Below are 17,879 nucleotides of genomic sequence, written 5' to 3'. Positions count from 1 at the left end.
TTACAAAATTTGAATATTGGAAATTAGATAAATGCGGGAGGAAGAAGAAGAGAGATATCTTCAAATAATAAAAGACAGTAACAGAAAACTTGTGGTTTTAGAATTGTTATCCAATTTCTTTAACCACAAGGATCTTGTCGGGATTTTGGTAAGGACAAAAATCATACATGCCCTTTTTGAAAAAAACAGAATATTAGATAGTAATAAATTAGAACTCTTTCATATTCAATTTACAAGTAGTCTTATTGATTTGTTTCAAAAAATCAAAAAATCAAAAGAACAACAACATGTTTTAATAAGTGATGAAATATATATTAATGAAGATATTTTATCAAAATTGAAACTGGAAATAGTAGATAGCAAATTTGCGAAACAAATGCAACTGCATGCTCAGAATATGTCCAGAAAAATAGAAGAGCTCTATCAGCTATTTGTTTCTGAAAAAGATGTTTTTTTTAATTGGAATGACATAATGACTTTTTCTCAGAGTATTCAGGCCGAATATTACAGGGAAATAACTATTGAACAGTACGAAAGACTTTCGCAACAAAATAAAAGCGTATATGAAAACACATGCGCCAAATTTGAAAAAAAGCTACTTGGGCGTTTGAATATCCTGAATTTTAAAATTAAGTTTTCATGCGGACTGGTTTGTAATAATGAAATAATTGAAATTTACGAGTTTAGGGATTCCAACGATAAATTTGTTTTTGTAGCCAATGAAAAATCATTTTATTTTTTGAACGAAGAAGACGTAAAAGATATTGATGTTTCAAGAAATGGTTCCGCAAAAGAAGAAATCATAAGAGATTTAAACAATAAAAATGCAAATCTGAAGAGAGAACTTAGTGTCATCAAAACAACGCTGCCCGAAAATGTTTTGGAAGTATTAAAAGAATATCATGAAAAAATTTCATCAGTAGATTTTCTGGAAGAACTTCAAAATGTTGATGAACAAACCAATATTTTAAAAACAATGTTGAATATAAATATTAATTAAAGATATAAAATGGCAATTAATTTAGAAAAAGGACAAAGACAAAGTATTGATGCACCAAAATTTACTGTAGGTCTTGGATGGGATAGTAATTCAAGCAACACAGGATCAAGTTTTGATGTGGATGCTTCAGTGTTTTTAGTTGGTGCAAACGGAAAAATTCCCAATGACAACCATTTTGTTTATTACAATAATTTGAAATCACCTGACGGAGCGGTAGTTCACACAGGAGATAATTTAACCGGTGATGGTGACGGAGATGATGAAAAAATCCAAATTGATTTATCCATAATCTCTCCAGAGGTACACGAAATTTCTTTTGTAGTAACCATTCATCAGGCAGACACAAAAAGACAAAATTTTGGACAGATCAGAAATTCATTTATCAGAATTCTGGATCAGACAAACACTGAATTGGTAAAATACGAGCTTGACGAAGATTTTTCTATTGAAACCGCAGTAGAATTTGGAAGAATTTATAAAAGAAACAACGAGTGGAAATTTGAAGCAGTTGGAATAGGAATGAAAGGTGGCTTACAAGATTATTTGAATAAATATAATTAATTTAAAACCAATTAAAAAGTATGGCAATTAACTTAACCAAAGGACAAAAAATTGATTTGCGAAAATCAACCGGTGAAACATTAACCAATTTTTGCGTCGGTGTAAACTGGGGTGCAATTGAAACAAAAGGATTTTTGGGATTATCAAAAAACGTAACAGAAGTAGACTTAGATCTAAGTTGCATACTTATTGACGACCAAAATAAACTTTGCGATCATTTGTATTCCCCTCTATACAGAGTAGAAGTATTACAGCAGTTTGGTTTACCAAAAGGCAAATTATTGAGTGTTGACGGAGCTCTAAAACACACCGGTGATGACCTTGCAGGTGATACAGGCGGTGATGATGGTTTGGATAATGAAATTATTACCGTAGACCTTTCTAAAGTTGATGCCAAAGTAAATCAGATATTTTTCTTTTTAAATAATGCAGGAAAAGAAGACTTCTCTCAAATTCCATATGCAAAAATCAGAATGTATGAAGGAACCCCAACAAGAGTAGTTTCAGAATTTGCTTCGTATAACGTTTCTGCAGAAGCACAGTATGTAAACAAACGTTCAATTATCATGGGTAAATTGTACAAGCGTAATGGCGAATGGAAATTCAGTGCAATTGGTGATCCAACAGATGATACATTTTTAGGGCAGACTATCCACAAAATTGTTCAGTCTTACCTATAATGGAAATCAAAAACATCGAAGGACTAAGAGTTTCACAAATAAGAGACATGGTTCAACAGGGAGCTAAATTTGTTGTATTTCCATATACCGTATCATTCATATTAATGACTTTAAAAAGAAGTTCAGATATTTATTTCATTAAAGCTGAAGAAAATACATTTAAATATTCATATGGTTACGTTTTTCTGAATTTAATTGTGGGCTGGTGGGGAATTCCATGGGGACCAATTTACACAATAGGTTCTGCTTACCATCATATTGTAGGTGGTAAAGATTTAACTCCGGAGGTTATGAGTCACTTAACCCAGCATGACCCTGAAGCAAACACAAATACATATAATATTAATGGTGTTGAAAGCTCTAATCAGGCAGGCAATACTACTGAAACACCAACTTATAATATTCCTGTATAAAAAACATAACCATGAGAAGACTGCCTGTTTACTTAGTATTAGATACATCTGGTTCAATGACTGGCGAACCTATCGAAGCCGTTAAAAATGGTGTTCAAATGATGATTAGTGCATTGAGACAAAATCCTCAGGCCATAGAAACTGCTTTTTTAAGCGTAATTACCTTCGATACAACAGCACAGCAAATTATTCCGTTAACCGATTTGGCTTCTTTTCAAATGGTCGACCTTAAAGCAACTGGCGTAACTGCATTGGGAGAAGCATTAAGATTATTGACTCATAAAATAGAAACCGAAGTCGCTAAAACAACTACAGAACAAAAAGGCGACTGGAAACCATTGGTATTTATAATGACTGACGGAATACCAACGGATAATTGGGAAAGTGGTCTAAATGAGTTTAAGAAAGTAACAACGGCTTATACAGTTGCGTGCGCAGCAGGTGGAGGTGCAGATACCGCTATTTTGAAACGAATTACGGATAACGTAGTAAGTCTTAACACAGCTGATAGTGCCAGTATAGGAAAGTTTTTTCAATGGGTAACCGCTTCCATTGGTGTAACTTCAACAAAAGTTGAAGATTCAGGAAAAGAATTTACAAATTTAAAAGAATTACCTCCGCCACCATCAGAATTAAACATAGTAGTTTAAGTTTTGAGAAGGCGGAGTTTATATTGCCGTTTACATTAAATACACTTTTGAGTATTACATCTTTTTAAGGATGTTATGCTAAGACAAGCATGTCTTTCAAATTCTAAAACGCATTTGAAAGTTAACTAATTTCATTGTTATAACGTTTTTAAAAGTAATATGAGAAGACTACCAGTATATTTTTTATTAGATACTTCGGGTTCTATGTATGGTGAACCCATCCAAGCATTGAATAACGCACTAAGCGGTATGATCAACACATTACGTTCAGATGCTCAGGCCTTAGATTCGTTATGGATCAGTATCATAACCTATGATCGTGAAGTAAAAGAAATTGTTCCCTTAACCGAACTGGTAAACTTTCAACTGCCTGAAATTACTTGTCCACAAAGTGGTCCTACCAATACTGGAGCAGGGCTTGATTTTGTTATTCAAAAAGTAAATAAAGAGGTTATTAAAGGGTCTGAAACTCAAAAAGGTGATTGGAAACCCTTGCTTTTTGTTTTTACAGACGGAAAACCATCAGACATTCAACTTTACAGACAAAAAACGCAGGAAATACGAAATATGAGTTTTGGTGCAGTGGTAGGCTGCGCCGCTGGACATATGGCTAACGATGAAATTTTAAAAGAATTAAGCGATAATGTTGTGCATTTAGCATCTGCTGATAGTTCAACTTTAAAACAATTTTTTAAATGGGTTTCTGAAACAATTGAACAAGGAAATAAAAGCCAAGGAACAGGTGAAAGTGTAACATTACCGCCGCCTCCGAGCGAAATAATAGTAGTGATATAATGGAAGTACTCTCAATTATAATATCTGTTATTGGTCTAATTGTGCACCTAATTCAGAAAGCCGATAATTCATCATATGGCAGTAGCAGCACAAATTCTTACACGGATACGACTTATCAGGTTATTCCTGAATTTACAGAAGCAGAAAAATTAGACAACATGAATATTGACAGTTTGAACATTTGTTATAAAACTGCCGGAATTAATAATTTTTCAATTGAAAATGCCAGACGCACTCTACTAAATCGCTATGTACAAAATGATTTTTACATAGATGATATTATTACACGTCAAAATTGTATGTATATAAAAGTAATGCATGCTATTCCTTATAATGATGGGAATAAATGTTATGGCGCATCTTTTTCAATCAATTTTATGACCGTAAACAATGGTGTTTCTGTATATGGTACCCAAAAAACAAATACTGCTGAAGAACTGGTTTTTAAAGAAATTGCAAACGAATTATTAAAAGCTGTTTCATAAATGAATATTATAAAAATTTTTATTCAGATTTTGATTGTAGGTCTGTTTTTGTATTCCAAATTATTGCCGTACAAAGACAAATTAAATCCACAATACCGAAGCATTTTTGATTTTTTCAATAGTGTTTTCTCTCCAATATTCAATTCTCTAAAAACAATAATACAACCTTTTCAGGTTGGAGTTGGTTTAGCTGTTGATATGACACAGGTTTTGCTTTTAATTATTTTTTTAATGTTATTAAATTTCCTTTAAAATGAGAAGATTACCCATATATTTTCTGATCGATATTTCGGAGTCAATGGTTGGAGAACCAATTCAGCAGGTTGAAGAAGGATTAGCTACTATCATTCAGGCTTTAAAAACAGATCCACATGCGCTGGAAACCGTTTTTGTTTCGATTATAGTATTTGCTGGACAACCTAAAACCCTTGTCCCTTTGCAAGAAATCGTGAGCTTTTATCCACCAAAATTCCCAATTGGCAGCGGAACCTCTTTAAGCAAAGGCTTAGGACATTTAATGTATGAATTAAGAACTAATATCGTTAAAACAACGTATGAGGTAAAAGGAGATTGGAAACCTATTGTTTTCTTATTTACAGACGGAGTTCCTACAGATGACAGTCAGGCAGTAATAAACGAATGGAAACGAAACTGGCAAAGAACCGCTAATTTAATTGCAATCTCTTTCGGAAGTGAAACAGATACAAAATTATTAGGCGAGCTTACAGAGAATGTTTTGCATTTTAAAAACACAAATGTTCAATCATACAAAGAGTTTTTTAAATGGGTAACAGATTCCATAAAAACCAGCAGTATTAGCGTCGAAAATAATTCAAGTGGTTTTGAATTAGCAAAATTAGACGGAGAAACCCTTTCGAAAATAGATTTAACCAAAGTTGAACCCAATCGTCAATATGTAGATGACAATTTTGTGGTTTTGAACGGGAAATGTCAAAATACTAAAAGACCCTATTTAATGAAATACCGTAAGACAATTGCAGAGTCTATTTATGCTGGTATTGAATTATCGTCTAAAAATTACAAATTAATTGGCGCTTATCAGGTTGACAATTCGTATTTTGAATTGGCCGATTCAGGAAATTTCAACAATAAAGTGAACACAGAAGAACTAATTGGCGCCCCCACTTGTCCGTGCTGTGGTAATCAAATTGCTTTTGCGGTTTGCGTCTGTGGTAAAATACATTGCATAGGCGATGAAAATATAAGTACGTGCCCGTGGTGTAATAATCAAGGGAGCTATGGTTATGGTGAAGGTGGATTTGACGTAAACAGAACACAAGGATAATTCATGGAAGAGACTAAGAGATATATTCAGTCTTTTTTATCTCAAAAGAAAATTGACATTCCTTCAGGTAAAACAGCTCTTTTTGATGCGTTTATTGCGAATGAAAAGAATATCAATGCAGTACAAATAATTCAGGAAAACCAAAAAATGATCATGCAAAATTGGATATTGAAAAACAGAATTGATGATATTTTGATGCAGACTGTATCGATACCAAATGGTACGGTAAATAAAAAATATCAAGCAAAAATTGATTTCAATACTTTGGGTTGGAATGATTTTATTTTCTTTGAAATGAAAGGCTTAGAAAATACAGGACTTGAGTTTAATGAGACCGATGAATTACTTTTTGGAATTCCTCAAATAAGCGGTGATTTAAAAATAAAGATTTTATTTAGAATCGAAAACGAGGCGGAAGATTCGGTTTTAAATGAAAAAACAATAACACTAATTATAAATCCTGATCCAAAATCGTTGTGGAAAAACATGGAAAGTGATAAAAATGATCCTTATTGGAAAGCGGATAACGAAGCTGTTGCCTCTAATTTTTTAGATAAAAGCATTGTAGTAGCTTCAAAAAGAGGAAGAAGTCATGCCAATGTAGGTTCTTTTCGGGAAGATGATTTTGCGTTTAAAAATCTTGAAGAAATTGGTTGGAGTATTTTGGCCGTTTCAGATGGTGCAGGTTCCGCAAAATTATCAAGAAAAGGGTCAAAAATAGCTTGTGAATCTGTTATTCATTATTTTGAAGAGAATTTAAACGTAGAAAGCTTAAAAGAATTTGATCAGGTTTTGGTTCAACATCATGCAAAAGCAACTGATGAAACATCAAAAAAAATAAGTCATTTTGTGTATCAGAATCTTTCTAAAGCAGCACATTTTGCACATCAGCAAATTGAAGAATTTGCGATAAAAAACGAAACAGAGCTGAAGTATTTTCATGCCACTTTAATTTTTGCTTTGGTCAAAAAGTATGAATTTGGATATGCCATTCTAACATTTGGAGTTGGTGATTGTCCAATCGGATTGTTAAATAAGAATCTCACCGAAATCAAATTAATGAACTGGCTCGATGTTGGCGATTATGGCGGCGGAACGCGTTTTATTACCATGCCGGAAATTTTTCAGAATGATAAATTTTCTTCCCGATTCGGTTTTAAACTTATTGACGATTTCTCTTATTTAATGCTAATGACAGACGGAATTTACGATCCAAAATTTGTCGTTGAAGCCAATTTAGAAAAAATAGATAAATGGAATGAATTCCTAGAAGATTTAAAAGGAAAAAATGAAGAAGAAATCAAAGTAGATTTTGATAAAAATAATCTCGATGTTAATGAGCAACTTTCGACATGGATGGACTTTTGGAGCCCGGGAAATCATGATGACAGAACCCTTGCTATAATTTATTAAGTATGACTACTATTTCAGTAAAATCAATTAATGATACTTCAAAATCTTATCAATTTGTAGATAATGGTGACCCCATGCGTGGTGGTGTAAAAGATGTCTATTTTAGTCCTGATAAAAAATATGTTGTTGCCATATTTCGGGATAAATTAGATTTTAATCAAAAAGAAAGACTTCAAAGAATTACCAATAAATATTTAACTCAGATTCAAAACGGTGATGCTGGCGATTATTATTTGAATGAGGTGTACAGATGGCCGACAGATGTTATTGAACATCGAGGATTAACAGGAATTATTGTTCCTATCTATGATTCTAAATTTTTCTTTAAAAAAGGATACGAAACCAGTGATTTAATTCAAGGAAAAGAGAAAAACGGAAAATGGTTTGCAGGATCAAATTTTAGGAACCCGCATTTTCCTCTTCGTGTGGCCAAATCAGAGCTAGGTGATTGGCTAAGTTACTTTCAGGTTTGTGTCAATTTGTCTCGTGGTGTAAAAAAAATGCATGCAATGGGATTAGCGCATTCTGATTTATCATACAATAATGTTTTGATTGATCCGATCAATAAATCAGCTTGTATGATTGATTTGGACGGATTAGTCGTACCTGGATTGTTTCCCGCAGAAGTAATAGGAACTGCCGAGTTTATCGCTCCAGAAGTACTTTCGACAAAACATTTAGACAAATCAGACCCAAATAGAAAATTACCAAACCGATTAACAGATTTACATGCGTTGCCGGTTTTAATCTATATGTTTTTATTACATAGACATCCATTAAAAGGAGGTAAAGTACACGATTTAGACACAGAAAAAGACGATTTGCTATCGATGGGAGAAAAGGCAATGTTTATTGAGCATCCAACAGACCCAATGAACCGACCAAAACTTAATCAGGTTTCAAAGTGGGATTTGCCTTGGGCAGATATTGATAAATTGCCTTATACAATAACCGGCCCATATTTAAAAACCCTATTTGATAAAGTCTTTATAGATGGATTACACAATCCGATGCAAAGACCAACTGCCGAAGAATGGGAAATTGCACTACTCAAAACAACCGATTTAATGCAGAAATGCCATAACCTTTCCTGTGAACAAAAATGGTACGTTTTTGACAATACCAATACACCTAGATGTCCCTTTTGTGGTACTTCTCACAAGGGTACACTTCCTGTTTTAGACTTGTACTATCAGTTTCAGGAAACCGTTTGGAAACCTGAGAATCATAGGTTGATGGTTTATAACGACCAATACTTGTTTCAATGGCATGTTAATCGTAATATTGCCAGAAATGAAAAGCTTTCATCAGAACAAAAGGTTCCTGTAGGTTATTTTACTTTTCATAATGATAAGTGGGTATTTGTCAATCAAAAACTCTCCTCATTAAAAGATATTACCGAAGATAAAGAAATTCCAATCGGAACCATGCTGGAGCTTACCGACGGCAAAAAAATACTGCTTTCTAAAGAAGAAGGCGGCAGAGTTATAGTAGTTACAATGGCCAATAAATAATTTAAAATCTAACTTAATTAATATTTAAAATGAATCAACACCCTATTTTTTCAGAACATCCAGGACTTATAATAGTATTTGCGGTCGCTGTATTGATCATGCTATTGCTGGATTTGGGAATTTTCAACAAGAAAAGCCATGTCGTAAGTAATAAAGAAGCTATTACTTGGTCATTAGTTTGGATAAGTTTAGCCATGATTTTTAGTGGTTTAATCTATCATTTTGCAGGGCCAAGTAAATTTTATGAGTTCCAATCTGCATATTGGATCGAGAAAGCACTTTCTGTAGACAACCTTTTTGTTTTCATATTAGTTTTTAAATTTTTTGATGTACAAAACGAAAACAAGCACAAAGTTTTATTCTGGGGAATTATAGGAGCCTTGGTTTTACGAGCCATTTTTATATTCTCAGGAGCATTTTTAATAGAACTTACTTACTTAAACAAACTTTTAAGTCTTGTTGGAATAGAAGGTTTCAAATACGATATTAATTTAATCATGACAGCCTTTGGATTATTCCTTGTGTATGCAGGAATCAAATCGTGGTCTGCTGGAGATGATGATGATGATGAAGATTACAACAATACAAGAGGAGCGAGATTGATCAGAAAGTTTTTTAGTGTTTCTGATAAATACGATGGGGATAAATTCTTCACCTACGAAAACGGGAAAAAATTAGCGACACCTCTTTTAGTAGTGGTTGCCGTAATCGAGTTTACTGATTTATTATTTGCAGTAGATTCTATTCCAGCAATTTTTGCCATTTCAAACGATCCATTTATCCTTTATACCTCTAATATTTTTGCAATTTTAGGATTAAGAGCTTTGTTTTTCCTTTTAGATAATTTCATTCATTTATTCAGTAAACTTACGTATGGTTTAGCTTTCATCTTGTCGTTCATTGGTATCAAAATGATAATTTCTCCTTTCTACCATATTGAATCTGTTTACTCATTATTGGTTATTGGTGGTATACTAGTGATATCTGTAATAGCATCTATTATGTTTCCTAGTAAAGAATAATTATTAGAATAGCATCATTTTATAATAAATAGAATACAATTTATTTTTATAAAATTTTAGTTTAACCCAAAAAAATTCAAAGGCTTTTTCGCTAAAAACATAGCAATGCTATAAAACACAAAAAACCTCGCAATAGATAGACTGCGAGGTTTTTTAGTTTTTCACTTGTTTTATTTGCTCTTACTTGTATCTGCACTATCCGTTCACGAGATATTTACTGCATATCTAGGACGTCGGGGCTACTCTACGTGCAAGATTATTCGTAATACCAACATATTTATTACTCCTGCTTCAACTGAATGGCAAACTACGTTACTTACTCCCTTAGCGGCTTTACTTTATTTTTTCAACTTTCTTCTTTATCAAATTGTAATTCTATCGAATTACTCAGATACAAATCAAGAAATTCTGAGAAAGTATTTCCTATTGTTGTAGGCTTCCCTTTTTTAGTACAGGACTTTTAAAAGCATTGTAAGTAATTTCTAACCCAATAGTACTCTTTGGTTGCGGTGGTGGTTTTAATGCACTTGCCTTGGCTGTACTGGCTGTGGCTGACCTATTTTTGTAATAAGTAGTTGCCTCTGGTGTTAAGACTATTGAACTGTTTTGGTAAGGATTTGCAGTAGTTTCGTATTTAACAACATTTCAATTATTTGGGCGTTACCACAAGGGTCGGGCTTTACGCTACAATCTTTTTTGAGGCAAAAAGAGCCTCAAAAAAGGATTTCCACTACAATCCCTAACGCAAAAAAAAAAATGAAGTAAGCGACAAAACCATTGCTGAAACCTAGTTTTAATTAGTATTTCCAAAACAAAAACACTTCATAACAAAATGGTTTTAAACATATTGTAATCGATTCTATTTGTCTTTTGAAGCGAGTAGATTCTCGTGAAGCTCACAAACAATTATGACTAATCATACCTCTAAACACTTTACGGACAACAAATGTAATTTCAATCTATCAAAAAGATCAAGATTAAAATCGGGAGACTTTTAACACTTTTGCGGATTAGCAAACGATTTAAAAGGGCGCAAAGTGAGGACACTTTGCACAGCATACACAACACATTTATTTATTAATAAGAACACTTTGCAGAACTGGGGCTTTTATTGCTAAAAGGAAAATTCAAAGTATTTCATAAACAGAAAAGCCGAATATTTCGCTCGGCTTTTGTTTAACATAGCTAAATAAAACTGCTACTTAATCAATTATTCTTGGATTTAATTAAAAAATCCTCAAAATTAAAATTTTTACATTTACGTTTATTAGCACCCTCAAAAATTTCAAAATCAGATTTTACAATATTATAAAAATCTTTATTCTGTTTTTCGGTTAATAAGAATGACTTGCCTTTAAAGAAAGCATATGTGTCAAAAATTTTAAATCGTTTATCTTTAAAACTATCTTTATAATTCACTTTTACAAGTAAAAATTCTTTCTTTAAGTCTTTACTGTAATAACACAATTTTTTGTTTTTATAAAACAAAATGCCTTTTTCACTTTTTGAAATTGTATCTTTTTGGTTCACTTTTATAAGTTTATCTATGTATCCGTATTTGATACCTCCAATTTCGATAAAATCACAATCGTCATTGTTTGAGTCATAAAAAATATACCAAGGAAACTTATTTGATTGGTATATAAATCTATCTTCATTTTTTTCTACTCGATTTGAATAAATTGTTAAAAGCATTGATAAAAATATAAGTCTCATAATAGTTATTTTTGTAAATGATAAGAAAATAAAGAGGGTCTAAATCCTACATTTCTCAAGTAAATTTGAGCATTTAAAATAAATGGATGTATGCCCAGTACTGGAACACCTGCCATAGTTAATGCCCTAGCGGTATGATTTACACAACTTGAAAAGTATAAATTATATTTTGCTCCGTTTGCTAAACCTTTGCTGTAATTTGCCAAAGATTTTAAATTTACACCCTCTACAACTTTTTTCCAAGTCCCCTTTACATCAACATAATTATGCCAATTAACGGCTTTATTTTGAAAATTAAGTGGATTAAAAATCCCTTTTCCAGTAACATCTGGTCCTACTGAAACTAATGAATTTAGACCATCTGTTTCGCCTACTTTAGTTAATGCACTATGACCTATTGCGTCAGAATGTTCAGTATTTAATTGTACTTGCCCAGGTTTCATTCCTGCCAAGGCATCTGAAACATTTGCCAAAGCCCCTAATCCATAACCTAAATTCTCCATAAACGAATTCCCTCTTTTACCAAGATAGCCAAATTCTCCAGTACTAAAATTGAAGGAACCTATACCGAAGCTAACACTTACATCTGTTTTGCCTCCAGTGTACATAAAAGTCCCTACACTATTTATATAAGAACCTACTATAATAGCTTGGGTGTTTGCAAAAGCTACGCCACTTGTTGCAACAATATTTGCAGCATGACCTGAAATCCCCCCTACTATGGCTCCTCCTAACATATAACCCCAAGTTTTCCCGGAACTATAATCCCATTTAAAAGGATTTAATTCTCCATTGTTTGCAAGTGTTCCACCACTATAAGCTCCAATGACCGCTCCAATAATTATGGGCATCCAAAATAACTCCCCACTAGGATCAGTATACTTCAATGGATTATTAAGAACGTAACTGTACCTATTATAATTCTGCGTATTAAAAGGCTCTTGTACAAAGTTATCAGGTTGCAAGAAACGATGCAACTTGGGGTCATACAAACGACCGTTCATATGAATAATCCCAAAGCTTAACAAATGCTCGTGACCAGTATAACCACGATCCAAAAGTAAACCTCCTGCACCAGTTGGGACAGCGGTAACTCCACTAGCATTCCAGTATTTTATCAAAGAACCCCAAGCATCAAAAAGGCGCTTTTCTACAACTACTCCTGTACTGTTGCTTATAGCCAAAATACTGCCCTGATAATCGCGATGAAGGTACAAATAATTTTGTGTTGTACCATCACTTTTTACTAGTAAAGGAGCCGTATAACCATCTCCACCAAGATAGGTAACAAAATCTACAGTACCTGTGGTGCGGTTTTCTTTAATCTCCATACTGCCATCAGCACTGTAGTGTTTGCGTAAGGAACGAAGGAGTTTGTCGTCTTGCAACCCTCCATAAAACATAGTGCTGCGACTGTTGTCGTCATTATAGGTATAGTCTACCTTGTCAATATACAGCTCATTCCCTCCCTTTTCTTTTATCGATACAGGACTTTTAAAAGCATTGTAAGTAATTTCTAAGCCAATAGTACTCTTTGGTTGCGGTGGTGGTATTTTTAGTGCACTTGCCTTGGCTGTACTGGCTGTGGCTGACCTGTTTTTGTAATAAGTAGTTGCCTCTGGCGTTAGGACAATTGAACTATTTTGGTAAGGATTCGCAGTAGTTTCGTATTTATAAGATCCTATACTGTTTTGTGTGATACGGCCTCGATCATCATAGTCTTGTGTTTCTTTTACTCCAAGAGCATTAGGATACCTAATCAATCGGTCTAAATTATCATAAGCAAACGCTTCGTTATAGGTAAACAAACTATTCGTTCTACTATCCAAATTTCCTTTTTGAATATCAAATACGGTCCCTAGTGTCATGATATTTGTAGGAGTGGCACCTGCTTTGTCGTGTTTCATTTGGGTAACATAGCCATAAGTGTCGTAGCTATTGATTATATCAATGCCGTTCCCCATTTTTCCGGTAAGCAGTTGTCCTCTTGCGTTTACCGTAGTAGCTTGCCATAATACTAGACTAGTTGCGTCATCTAATAACTGATAGGATTGCCCATTTTGATAGGTATTTTTTGTTGTTTTCGTACTTGATTTTCCGCTGGCTAGTAAAGTGGCGGTACTGGTCTCTTTTTCTACTCTTCCGAAAGCATCATAGGTAAAGTCTTTTATAAATCTAGCATAAGGTGTTGTTTCGGTAGTTTTAATTATTCGTTTCTTAGGATCATATTCCACAATATTAGTGGTTTTCGCATTCGCATTCGCTACATCTGTAAATGTAGTGGAGAGCAACAATTTTGAAGTAGCATCATATACATAATCCGTAAAACTATTAGTATTAGTACCTGTAATAGTCTTCTTTTTGATTTTGCCAAAATCGTCTAATTCATATAGTGTTACTCCATTAGGTGTAGTCATCGAAGTGGTTTCTCCAAAACCGTTATACCCATAATAATAAGTACCCGCAGAGGGATCTACCAATTTAGTTTTTCTACCCCAACCATCTTGAGTAATCGTTGTTATTATCCCATCATAATCCGTTTCTTTGAGATTACCATTAGCATAATACGAATATTTTATAGTGCCTCCTGGTGATTCGGTCATTGTTACTACGTTCCCAATAGCATTCTTAGTGGTTGTTTTTGTTTTGGGCCCATCAGTAACCGTCGTAACAAGTGTAGCGTAAGTGTAATCTATTGTTATTATTTTTCCTGTGAAAGCCTTGCTTTGAGTAGGTCTTCCATAGACATCGTAAACGGTTTCGTTCCATTGGCTGGCAGTAGCTCCAGAATAAGGCTCACTTGTTTTGTAATTTCGATCGTAGATGTCATACAAATAATCTGTATATATCCAAACTCCATTTAAATTTTTGGCACCCGTTTTGATTCTTCGGCCTAAATCGTCAAATGTTTCTTGGCTACTACTCCCATCATCACCAGTAGACGTTACCAGAGTAGTGCTTCCGCTTCGAGTATAGGTATAGGTAGTACTTTTGCCTAAATAATCAGTAGTTTTGGTTTTCTTGAACCATGCATCATAAGTATAAGTTGTGGTTAAACCATACGGATTGGTTTCTGATTTTAGGGTACCATCAGTATTGTAAACAAAAGTAGTGGACAAATCCTCAATATCTGTACTTTTAATTAAAAAGCGACCTGTTGTGTCATACGCATAGCTAGTTTTTCTTGGCTTCGGTGCTGGATTTGATCCTATAGTGGGTGCTTTTATCGTTTTGGTGGTAATATTCCCAAATAAGTCATATGCATTATACTCAGTTATATACTCTGGGTCATTTCCTTTTTTCTCGATGGTTGTAAGTAAATGATTGGTGTAAGTATACAATTCCTCACTAGATAATGTTTGACTATTGGCAGTCACACTTTGCACTTTACTTAAAGGACGTCCTACATAATATTCTTGTGCATTTGGCTGGTCTTCATAAACAATATCTGTAACTGTAGTTTGCTCAAGAGTACCTGCATTTTTTACAACCGTAGTAACTTTAGTTGGATTATTATAACCATCAAATACAGTAGTTGTTTCTGAACTAGTATTTTCTAATCCATTAAATTGTTGTGATGAGGAATTTGTAAGTTTGAAAACTTTGTTGGCTTGTAATGCATCAATTGCTGTATTGTATGTCATTACAGCCTTAGATATAAAATCTGTTGGGGCAAAACTACTGCTTGGAGAAGATTGATAATTTACAGTATAAGTTTCAGTATTGGCTCCACGTCTAGAAATGTCAAATTTAGAAATAGTTGAAATAATTGATGTAGTATCATCATGCCAATTGGTCTTCATGGTTGCTTTAAAGCCCAAAAAGCCTAAACCCGATACATTGGAGACAGCCCCATAATAGCTGTATACTTGTTTTTTGTTTACTGAGGCGCTCTTTTTTTCAAGCTTCTCAACCACCTGAAAACTTGGTGCTGAAAATATATCAACATTTGGATAATTCTCTACTAAAGTTTCTGGTGCATATAAGGGCTTGCAATTAAAGGAACAATTTTCAGGCACTAAAGGTTTATAGGCAATCGATTGAATAACTCCGTTTCCTGTAGTTACAGACTTCAAGAGCGATTCAATACTAAAATCTTTAGTGGAAACAAAATTGAAAATTTTATTATCTGAAATAAAATCAATTTCCATATTAGAATTTATCTTATCAAAATTCAGAAATATGGGTAGTGCAGATGTTCCAATAGGCGAACTATTTGATAAACTGGTAGAAGATTCGAGAGAAAAACTTTCCCCCATATTCTTGAACAAGTTAATAGAAAGAGTAGTATTAACTAACTTAGAACTAGAACTCTCTTTACAACTACTCTTTCCGATATAAACAAAATCTGTTTTCCCATCTTTGTTAATATCTGTTGGTATTAATTGGACAAAAGTATTGTTACATGTTAATCCAGTATTGGCTGGATTAGTAACGGCTGTAGGGGTAAACACAGTTGCGCTTTTTATCAATGTAGTTCCTGAAGATAAATACCTTACATAGTCATTACCATTATCTACTTTTTGAATATAAAAGTCTGTTTTACCATCACCATTGTAATCCCCAAATAGCACTTTCCTAGTAGAAGCAATATTAATGTCACCTGTAATTTCAGTAAGTAATACAAATTGATCGTTAGCGTTCATCCCATAAATACTACATTTTTGATAGCCAAAGATGTATACATCAGATTTACCGTCTCCATTAAAATCAGCAACTTGCACATTTCCCCCAGAATAATTACTAATGTTTCCTGCGCTAATTGCGGAAGTTGTGGTAATTCTTGGATCCAAATTTGCAAAATAAACATTCCCTCCAGGTCGCAAATCCGTTCTATCACAGGTTGACCTATAAATCAAAGACTCTTCTATAGCAATTGCATCTGTTAGTCCATCACCATTAAAATCGCCATTGAAAAATTTCTTTGGAATTTCATATGTTTTAGTGACATAACTAGAATAATTCCCACAAATCGCAGGATATCCCCATGAGAAAGTAGGAAACTGAATAGTTTTTTCACTACGTAGAACAATAGGACTTACCCCTGTTTCAGCTGCATAACTCGAGAAAACAGCCGTATTTGTAGCGGGATTATTTTTGATTATTGTCCAGCCTTGTTTGGGTAATAACTTATAATTACCAGCATAGTTCGTTAAAATTGTTGAAGTAAAAATTTCATCAAAAGCACCAATATTTTGCTCCAATGGAATATTTAAACTTCCATCGGTTTTTAATCCAGAAAAAAACCAATACTTTTTTTTAGCGTTTGTACCATAAGTTGGATATAAAATAAAGTCTATGCTTCCATCACCATTATAGTCTCCTGAAACGTAAGAAGTGTTATATGCAGAAACGTCAGACATATCTATATTGGTAACAATAGAACCGCTTACAATAGATTCTTGTCTTGTATCATAAGTAAAAACAGTAGGGTTGTAACTTTTAGTTCCATCTCCACTTGTCTCCGTTATTTTTGTTAGACGTTCGTATCCCAAAGAAGTTATCTCATGACTTAACGCATAATTTCTAAAGCCCACACTATTAGAGGAAACTTTTATCTGACTCAATATCGTGTTTCTTAGAAAAGTTTGGCCCCCAATATAAGCCTGTTCGGGCCGCTGTCTCGTTTTGTATATAAATTGAATTTGATTAATAGGCGTATTGATTGATGTACTACCATATTTTATGTATTCAATATTCAAATTGTTATTACTATTTAAATAGTTATAACTAATTCTCACTCCTTGTGGGTTTTCCCAGTAAGTTATTGACCAAGAAGCTATCGACCTTGAATCCGTAGAGTTACCATAATACGCTTTAGAACCATCTGGATATTGTACAATAAAGTAAGCAGGTCCATAATTTACTCCACTAGGATGAACACCAATGGACGAGATTTTTATATTAGAAAAATTCTCTGTTTCATACTGAGTCTTATCACCACCATACACCCCTGAGGTACCACTTTTAACAATTAATCGTTGACCATCTAAAGCAAATCGATCATTTGTATTCAAACTTACAGCATCAACTGTATTATCATGAAATTTAGTTTTGGGAATTCGTGTAATACTCGAAATTCCAGATATGTTCCAACCAAAACCAGCTACCCCATTCCCGCTTTGGCTATTGTACCCCAAACTTATTTGTGGAACCACACCATTTATTCCAGGAGGCACTGCCAAAGGAGTTGAATAAGTAGCACCTCCTGATAAAGAAACCGAAAGTTCTCCCTCTGTTATACCCACTTCTGATGAATTTCCAGTTTGTGCCGTTACAAAAAGGCTACTAATCAAAAACAAAATCGTATAAAAATGCTTCATG

14 protein-coding genes are annotated in these 17,879 nt (G+C 33.8%); 12 read left to right on the top strand and 2 right to left on the bottom strand.

The window, feature by feature from the left end:
• Positions 1-91 precede the first annotated feature (91 nt).
• The 12 genes from WFZ86_RS11610 to WFZ86_RS11555 all read left to right on the top strand — a co-directional run bounded on the left by WFZ86_RS11610 (position 92) and on the right by WFZ86_RS11555 (position 9,839).
• Positions 92-1,000 (top strand): hypothetical protein, encoded by a 909-nt coding sequence (locus WFZ86_RS11610; protein WP_342692064.1) that lies wholly within the window; start codon positions 92-94, stop codon positions 998-1,000.
• 9 nt (positions 1,001-1,009) lie between these two features.
• Entirely contained in the window at positions 1,010-1,561 is a 552-nt protein-coding gene (locus WFZ86_RS11605) for a TerD family protein (RefSeq protein ID WP_342692063.1), read from the top strand.
• A 20-nt stretch (positions 1,562-1,581) separates the two neighbouring features.
• Positions 1,582-2,241: a TerD family protein gene (locus WFZ86_RS11600; RefSeq protein ID WP_342692062.1), complete on the top strand. Its 660-nt coding sequence runs from the start codon at positions 1,582-1,584 to the stop codon at positions 2,239-2,241.
• On the top strand, positions 2,241-2,654 hold the full coding sequence (locus WFZ86_RS11595; RefSeq protein WP_342692061.1) for a hypothetical protein: 414 nt from the start codon (positions 2,241-2,243) through the stop codon (positions 2,652-2,654). The genes WFZ86_RS11600 and WFZ86_RS11595 overlap by 1 nt, the downstream gene beginning before the upstream one ends.
• An 11-nt stretch (positions 2,655-2,665) precedes the next feature.
• Complete coding sequence (locus WFZ86_RS11590; RefSeq protein ID WP_342692060.1) at positions 2,666-3,304, top strand: vWA domain-containing protein; 639 nt, start codon at positions 2,666-2,668, stop codon at positions 3,302-3,304.
• 159 nt (positions 3,305-3,463) lie between these two features.
• Entirely contained in the window at positions 3,464-4,099 is a 636-nt protein-coding gene (locus WFZ86_RS11585; RefSeq protein ID WP_342692059.1) for a vWA domain-containing protein, read from the top strand.
• Positions 4,099-4,584 (top strand): hypothetical protein, encoded by a 486-nt coding sequence (locus WFZ86_RS11580; protein WP_342692058.1) that lies wholly within the window; start codon positions 4,099-4,101, stop codon positions 4,582-4,584. The genes WFZ86_RS11585 and WFZ86_RS11580 overlap by 1 nt, the downstream gene beginning before the upstream one ends.
• Entirely contained in the window at positions 4,585-4,836 is a 252-nt protein-coding gene (locus WFZ86_RS11575; protein WP_342692057.1) for a hypothetical protein, read from the top strand.
• Between the two features lies 1 nt (position 4,837).
• Positions 4,838-5,890: a TerY-C metal binding domain-containing protein gene (locus WFZ86_RS11570; protein WP_342692056.1), complete on the top strand. Its 1,053-nt coding sequence runs from the start codon at positions 4,838-4,840 to the stop codon at positions 5,888-5,890.
• 3 nt (positions 5,891-5,893) lie between these two features.
• A complete protein-coding gene (locus WFZ86_RS11565) occupies positions 5,894-7,303 on the top strand; it encodes a PP2C family serine/threonine-protein phosphatase (RefSeq protein ID WP_342692055.1) in 1,410 nt (469 codons plus the stop codon).
• Between the two features lie 2 nt (positions 7,304-7,305).
• Positions 7,306-8,817, top strand: a complete 1,512-nt coding sequence (locus WFZ86_RS11560; RefSeq protein ID WP_342692054.1) for a helix-hairpin-helix domain-containing protein — start codon at positions 7,306-7,308, stop codon at positions 8,815-8,817.
• 29 nt (positions 8,818-8,846) lie between these two features.
• Complete coding sequence (locus WFZ86_RS11555) at positions 8,847-9,839, top strand: TerC/Alx family metal homeostasis membrane protein (RefSeq protein WP_342692053.1); 993 nt, start codon at positions 8,847-8,849, stop codon at positions 9,837-9,839.
• Between the two features lie 1,206 nt (positions 9,840-11,045).
• On the opposite strand, the gene WFZ86_RS11550 is transcribed toward WFZ86_RS11555, so the two are convergent.
• On the bottom strand, positions 11,046-11,555 hold the full coding sequence (locus WFZ86_RS11550) for a hypothetical protein (protein ID WP_342692052.1): 510 nt from the start codon (positions 11,553-11,555) through the stop codon (positions 11,046-11,048).
• A gap of 5 nt (positions 11,556-11,560) precedes the next feature.
• Positions 11,561-17,878, bottom strand: a complete 6,318-nt coding sequence (locus WFZ86_RS11545; protein WP_342692051.1) for an FG-GAP-like repeat-containing protein — start codon at positions 17,876-17,878, stop codon at positions 11,561-11,563.
• Between the last annotated feature and the right edge of the window lies 1 nt (position 17,879).

Origin of the sequence: Flavobacterium polysaccharolyticum, assembly GCF_038739875.1 — a bacterium.
In the GTDB taxonomy this organism is placed as follows: Bacteria; Bacteroidota; Bacteroidia; order Flavobacteriales; family Flavobacteriaceae; genus Flavobacterium; species Flavobacterium polysaccharolyticum.
The sequence above is the reverse complement of the archived record's forward strand: the minus strand, read 5'-3'. Positions and strand labels throughout refer to the sequence as shown.

What these genes read in the sequence shown, in the direction of transcription:
- WFZ86_RS11575 (WP_342692057.1), top strand. Translation starts at nt 4,585, where the DNA reads ATGAATATTATAAAAATTTTTATTCAGATTTTGATTGTAGGTCTGTTT.
- WFZ86_RS11605 (WP_342692063.1), top strand. Translation starts at nt 1,010, where the DNA reads ATGGCAATTAATTTAGAAAAAGGACAAAGACAAAGTATTGATGCACCA.
- WFZ86_RS11570 (WP_342692056.1), top strand. Translation starts at nt 4,838, where the DNA reads ATGAGAAGATTACCCATATATTTTCTGATCGATATTTCGGAGTCAATG.
- WFZ86_RS11560 (WP_342692054.1), top strand. Translation starts at nt 7,306, where the DNA reads ATGACTACTATTTCAGTAAAATCAATTAATGATACTTCAAAATCTTAT.
- WFZ86_RS11555 (WP_342692053.1), top strand. Translation starts at nt 8,847, where the DNA reads ATGAATCAACACCCTATTTTTTCAGAACATCCAGGACTTATAATAGTA.
- WFZ86_RS11585 (WP_342692059.1), top strand. Translation starts at nt 3,464, where the DNA reads ATGAGAAGACTACCAGTATATTTTTTATTAGATACTTCGGGTTCTATG.
- WFZ86_RS11595 (WP_342692061.1), top strand. Translation starts at nt 2,241, where the DNA reads ATGGAAATCAAAAACATCGAAGGACTAAGAGTTTCACAAATAAGAGAC.
- WFZ86_RS11545 (WP_342692051.1), bottom strand. Translation starts at nt 17,878, where the DNA reads ATGAAGCATTTTTATACGATTTTGTTTTTGATTAGTAGCCTTTTTGTA.
- WFZ86_RS11590 (WP_342692060.1), top strand. Translation starts at nt 2,666, where the DNA reads ATGAGAAGACTGCCTGTTTACTTAGTATTAGATACATCTGGTTCAATG.
- WFZ86_RS11550 (WP_342692052.1), bottom strand. Translation starts at nt 11,555, where the DNA reads ATGAGACTTATATTTTTATCAATGCTTTTAACAATTTATTCAAATCGA.
- WFZ86_RS11600 (WP_342692062.1), top strand. Translation starts at nt 1,582, where the DNA reads ATGGCAATTAACTTAACCAAAGGACAAAAAATTGATTTGCGAAAATCA.
- WFZ86_RS11565 (WP_342692055.1), top strand. Translation starts at nt 5,894, where the DNA reads ATGGAAGAGACTAAGAGATATATTCAGTCTTTTTTATCTCAAAAGAAA.
- WFZ86_RS11580 (WP_342692058.1), top strand. Translation starts at nt 4,099, where the DNA reads ATGGAAGTACTCTCAATTATAATATCTGTTATTGGTCTAATTGTGCAC.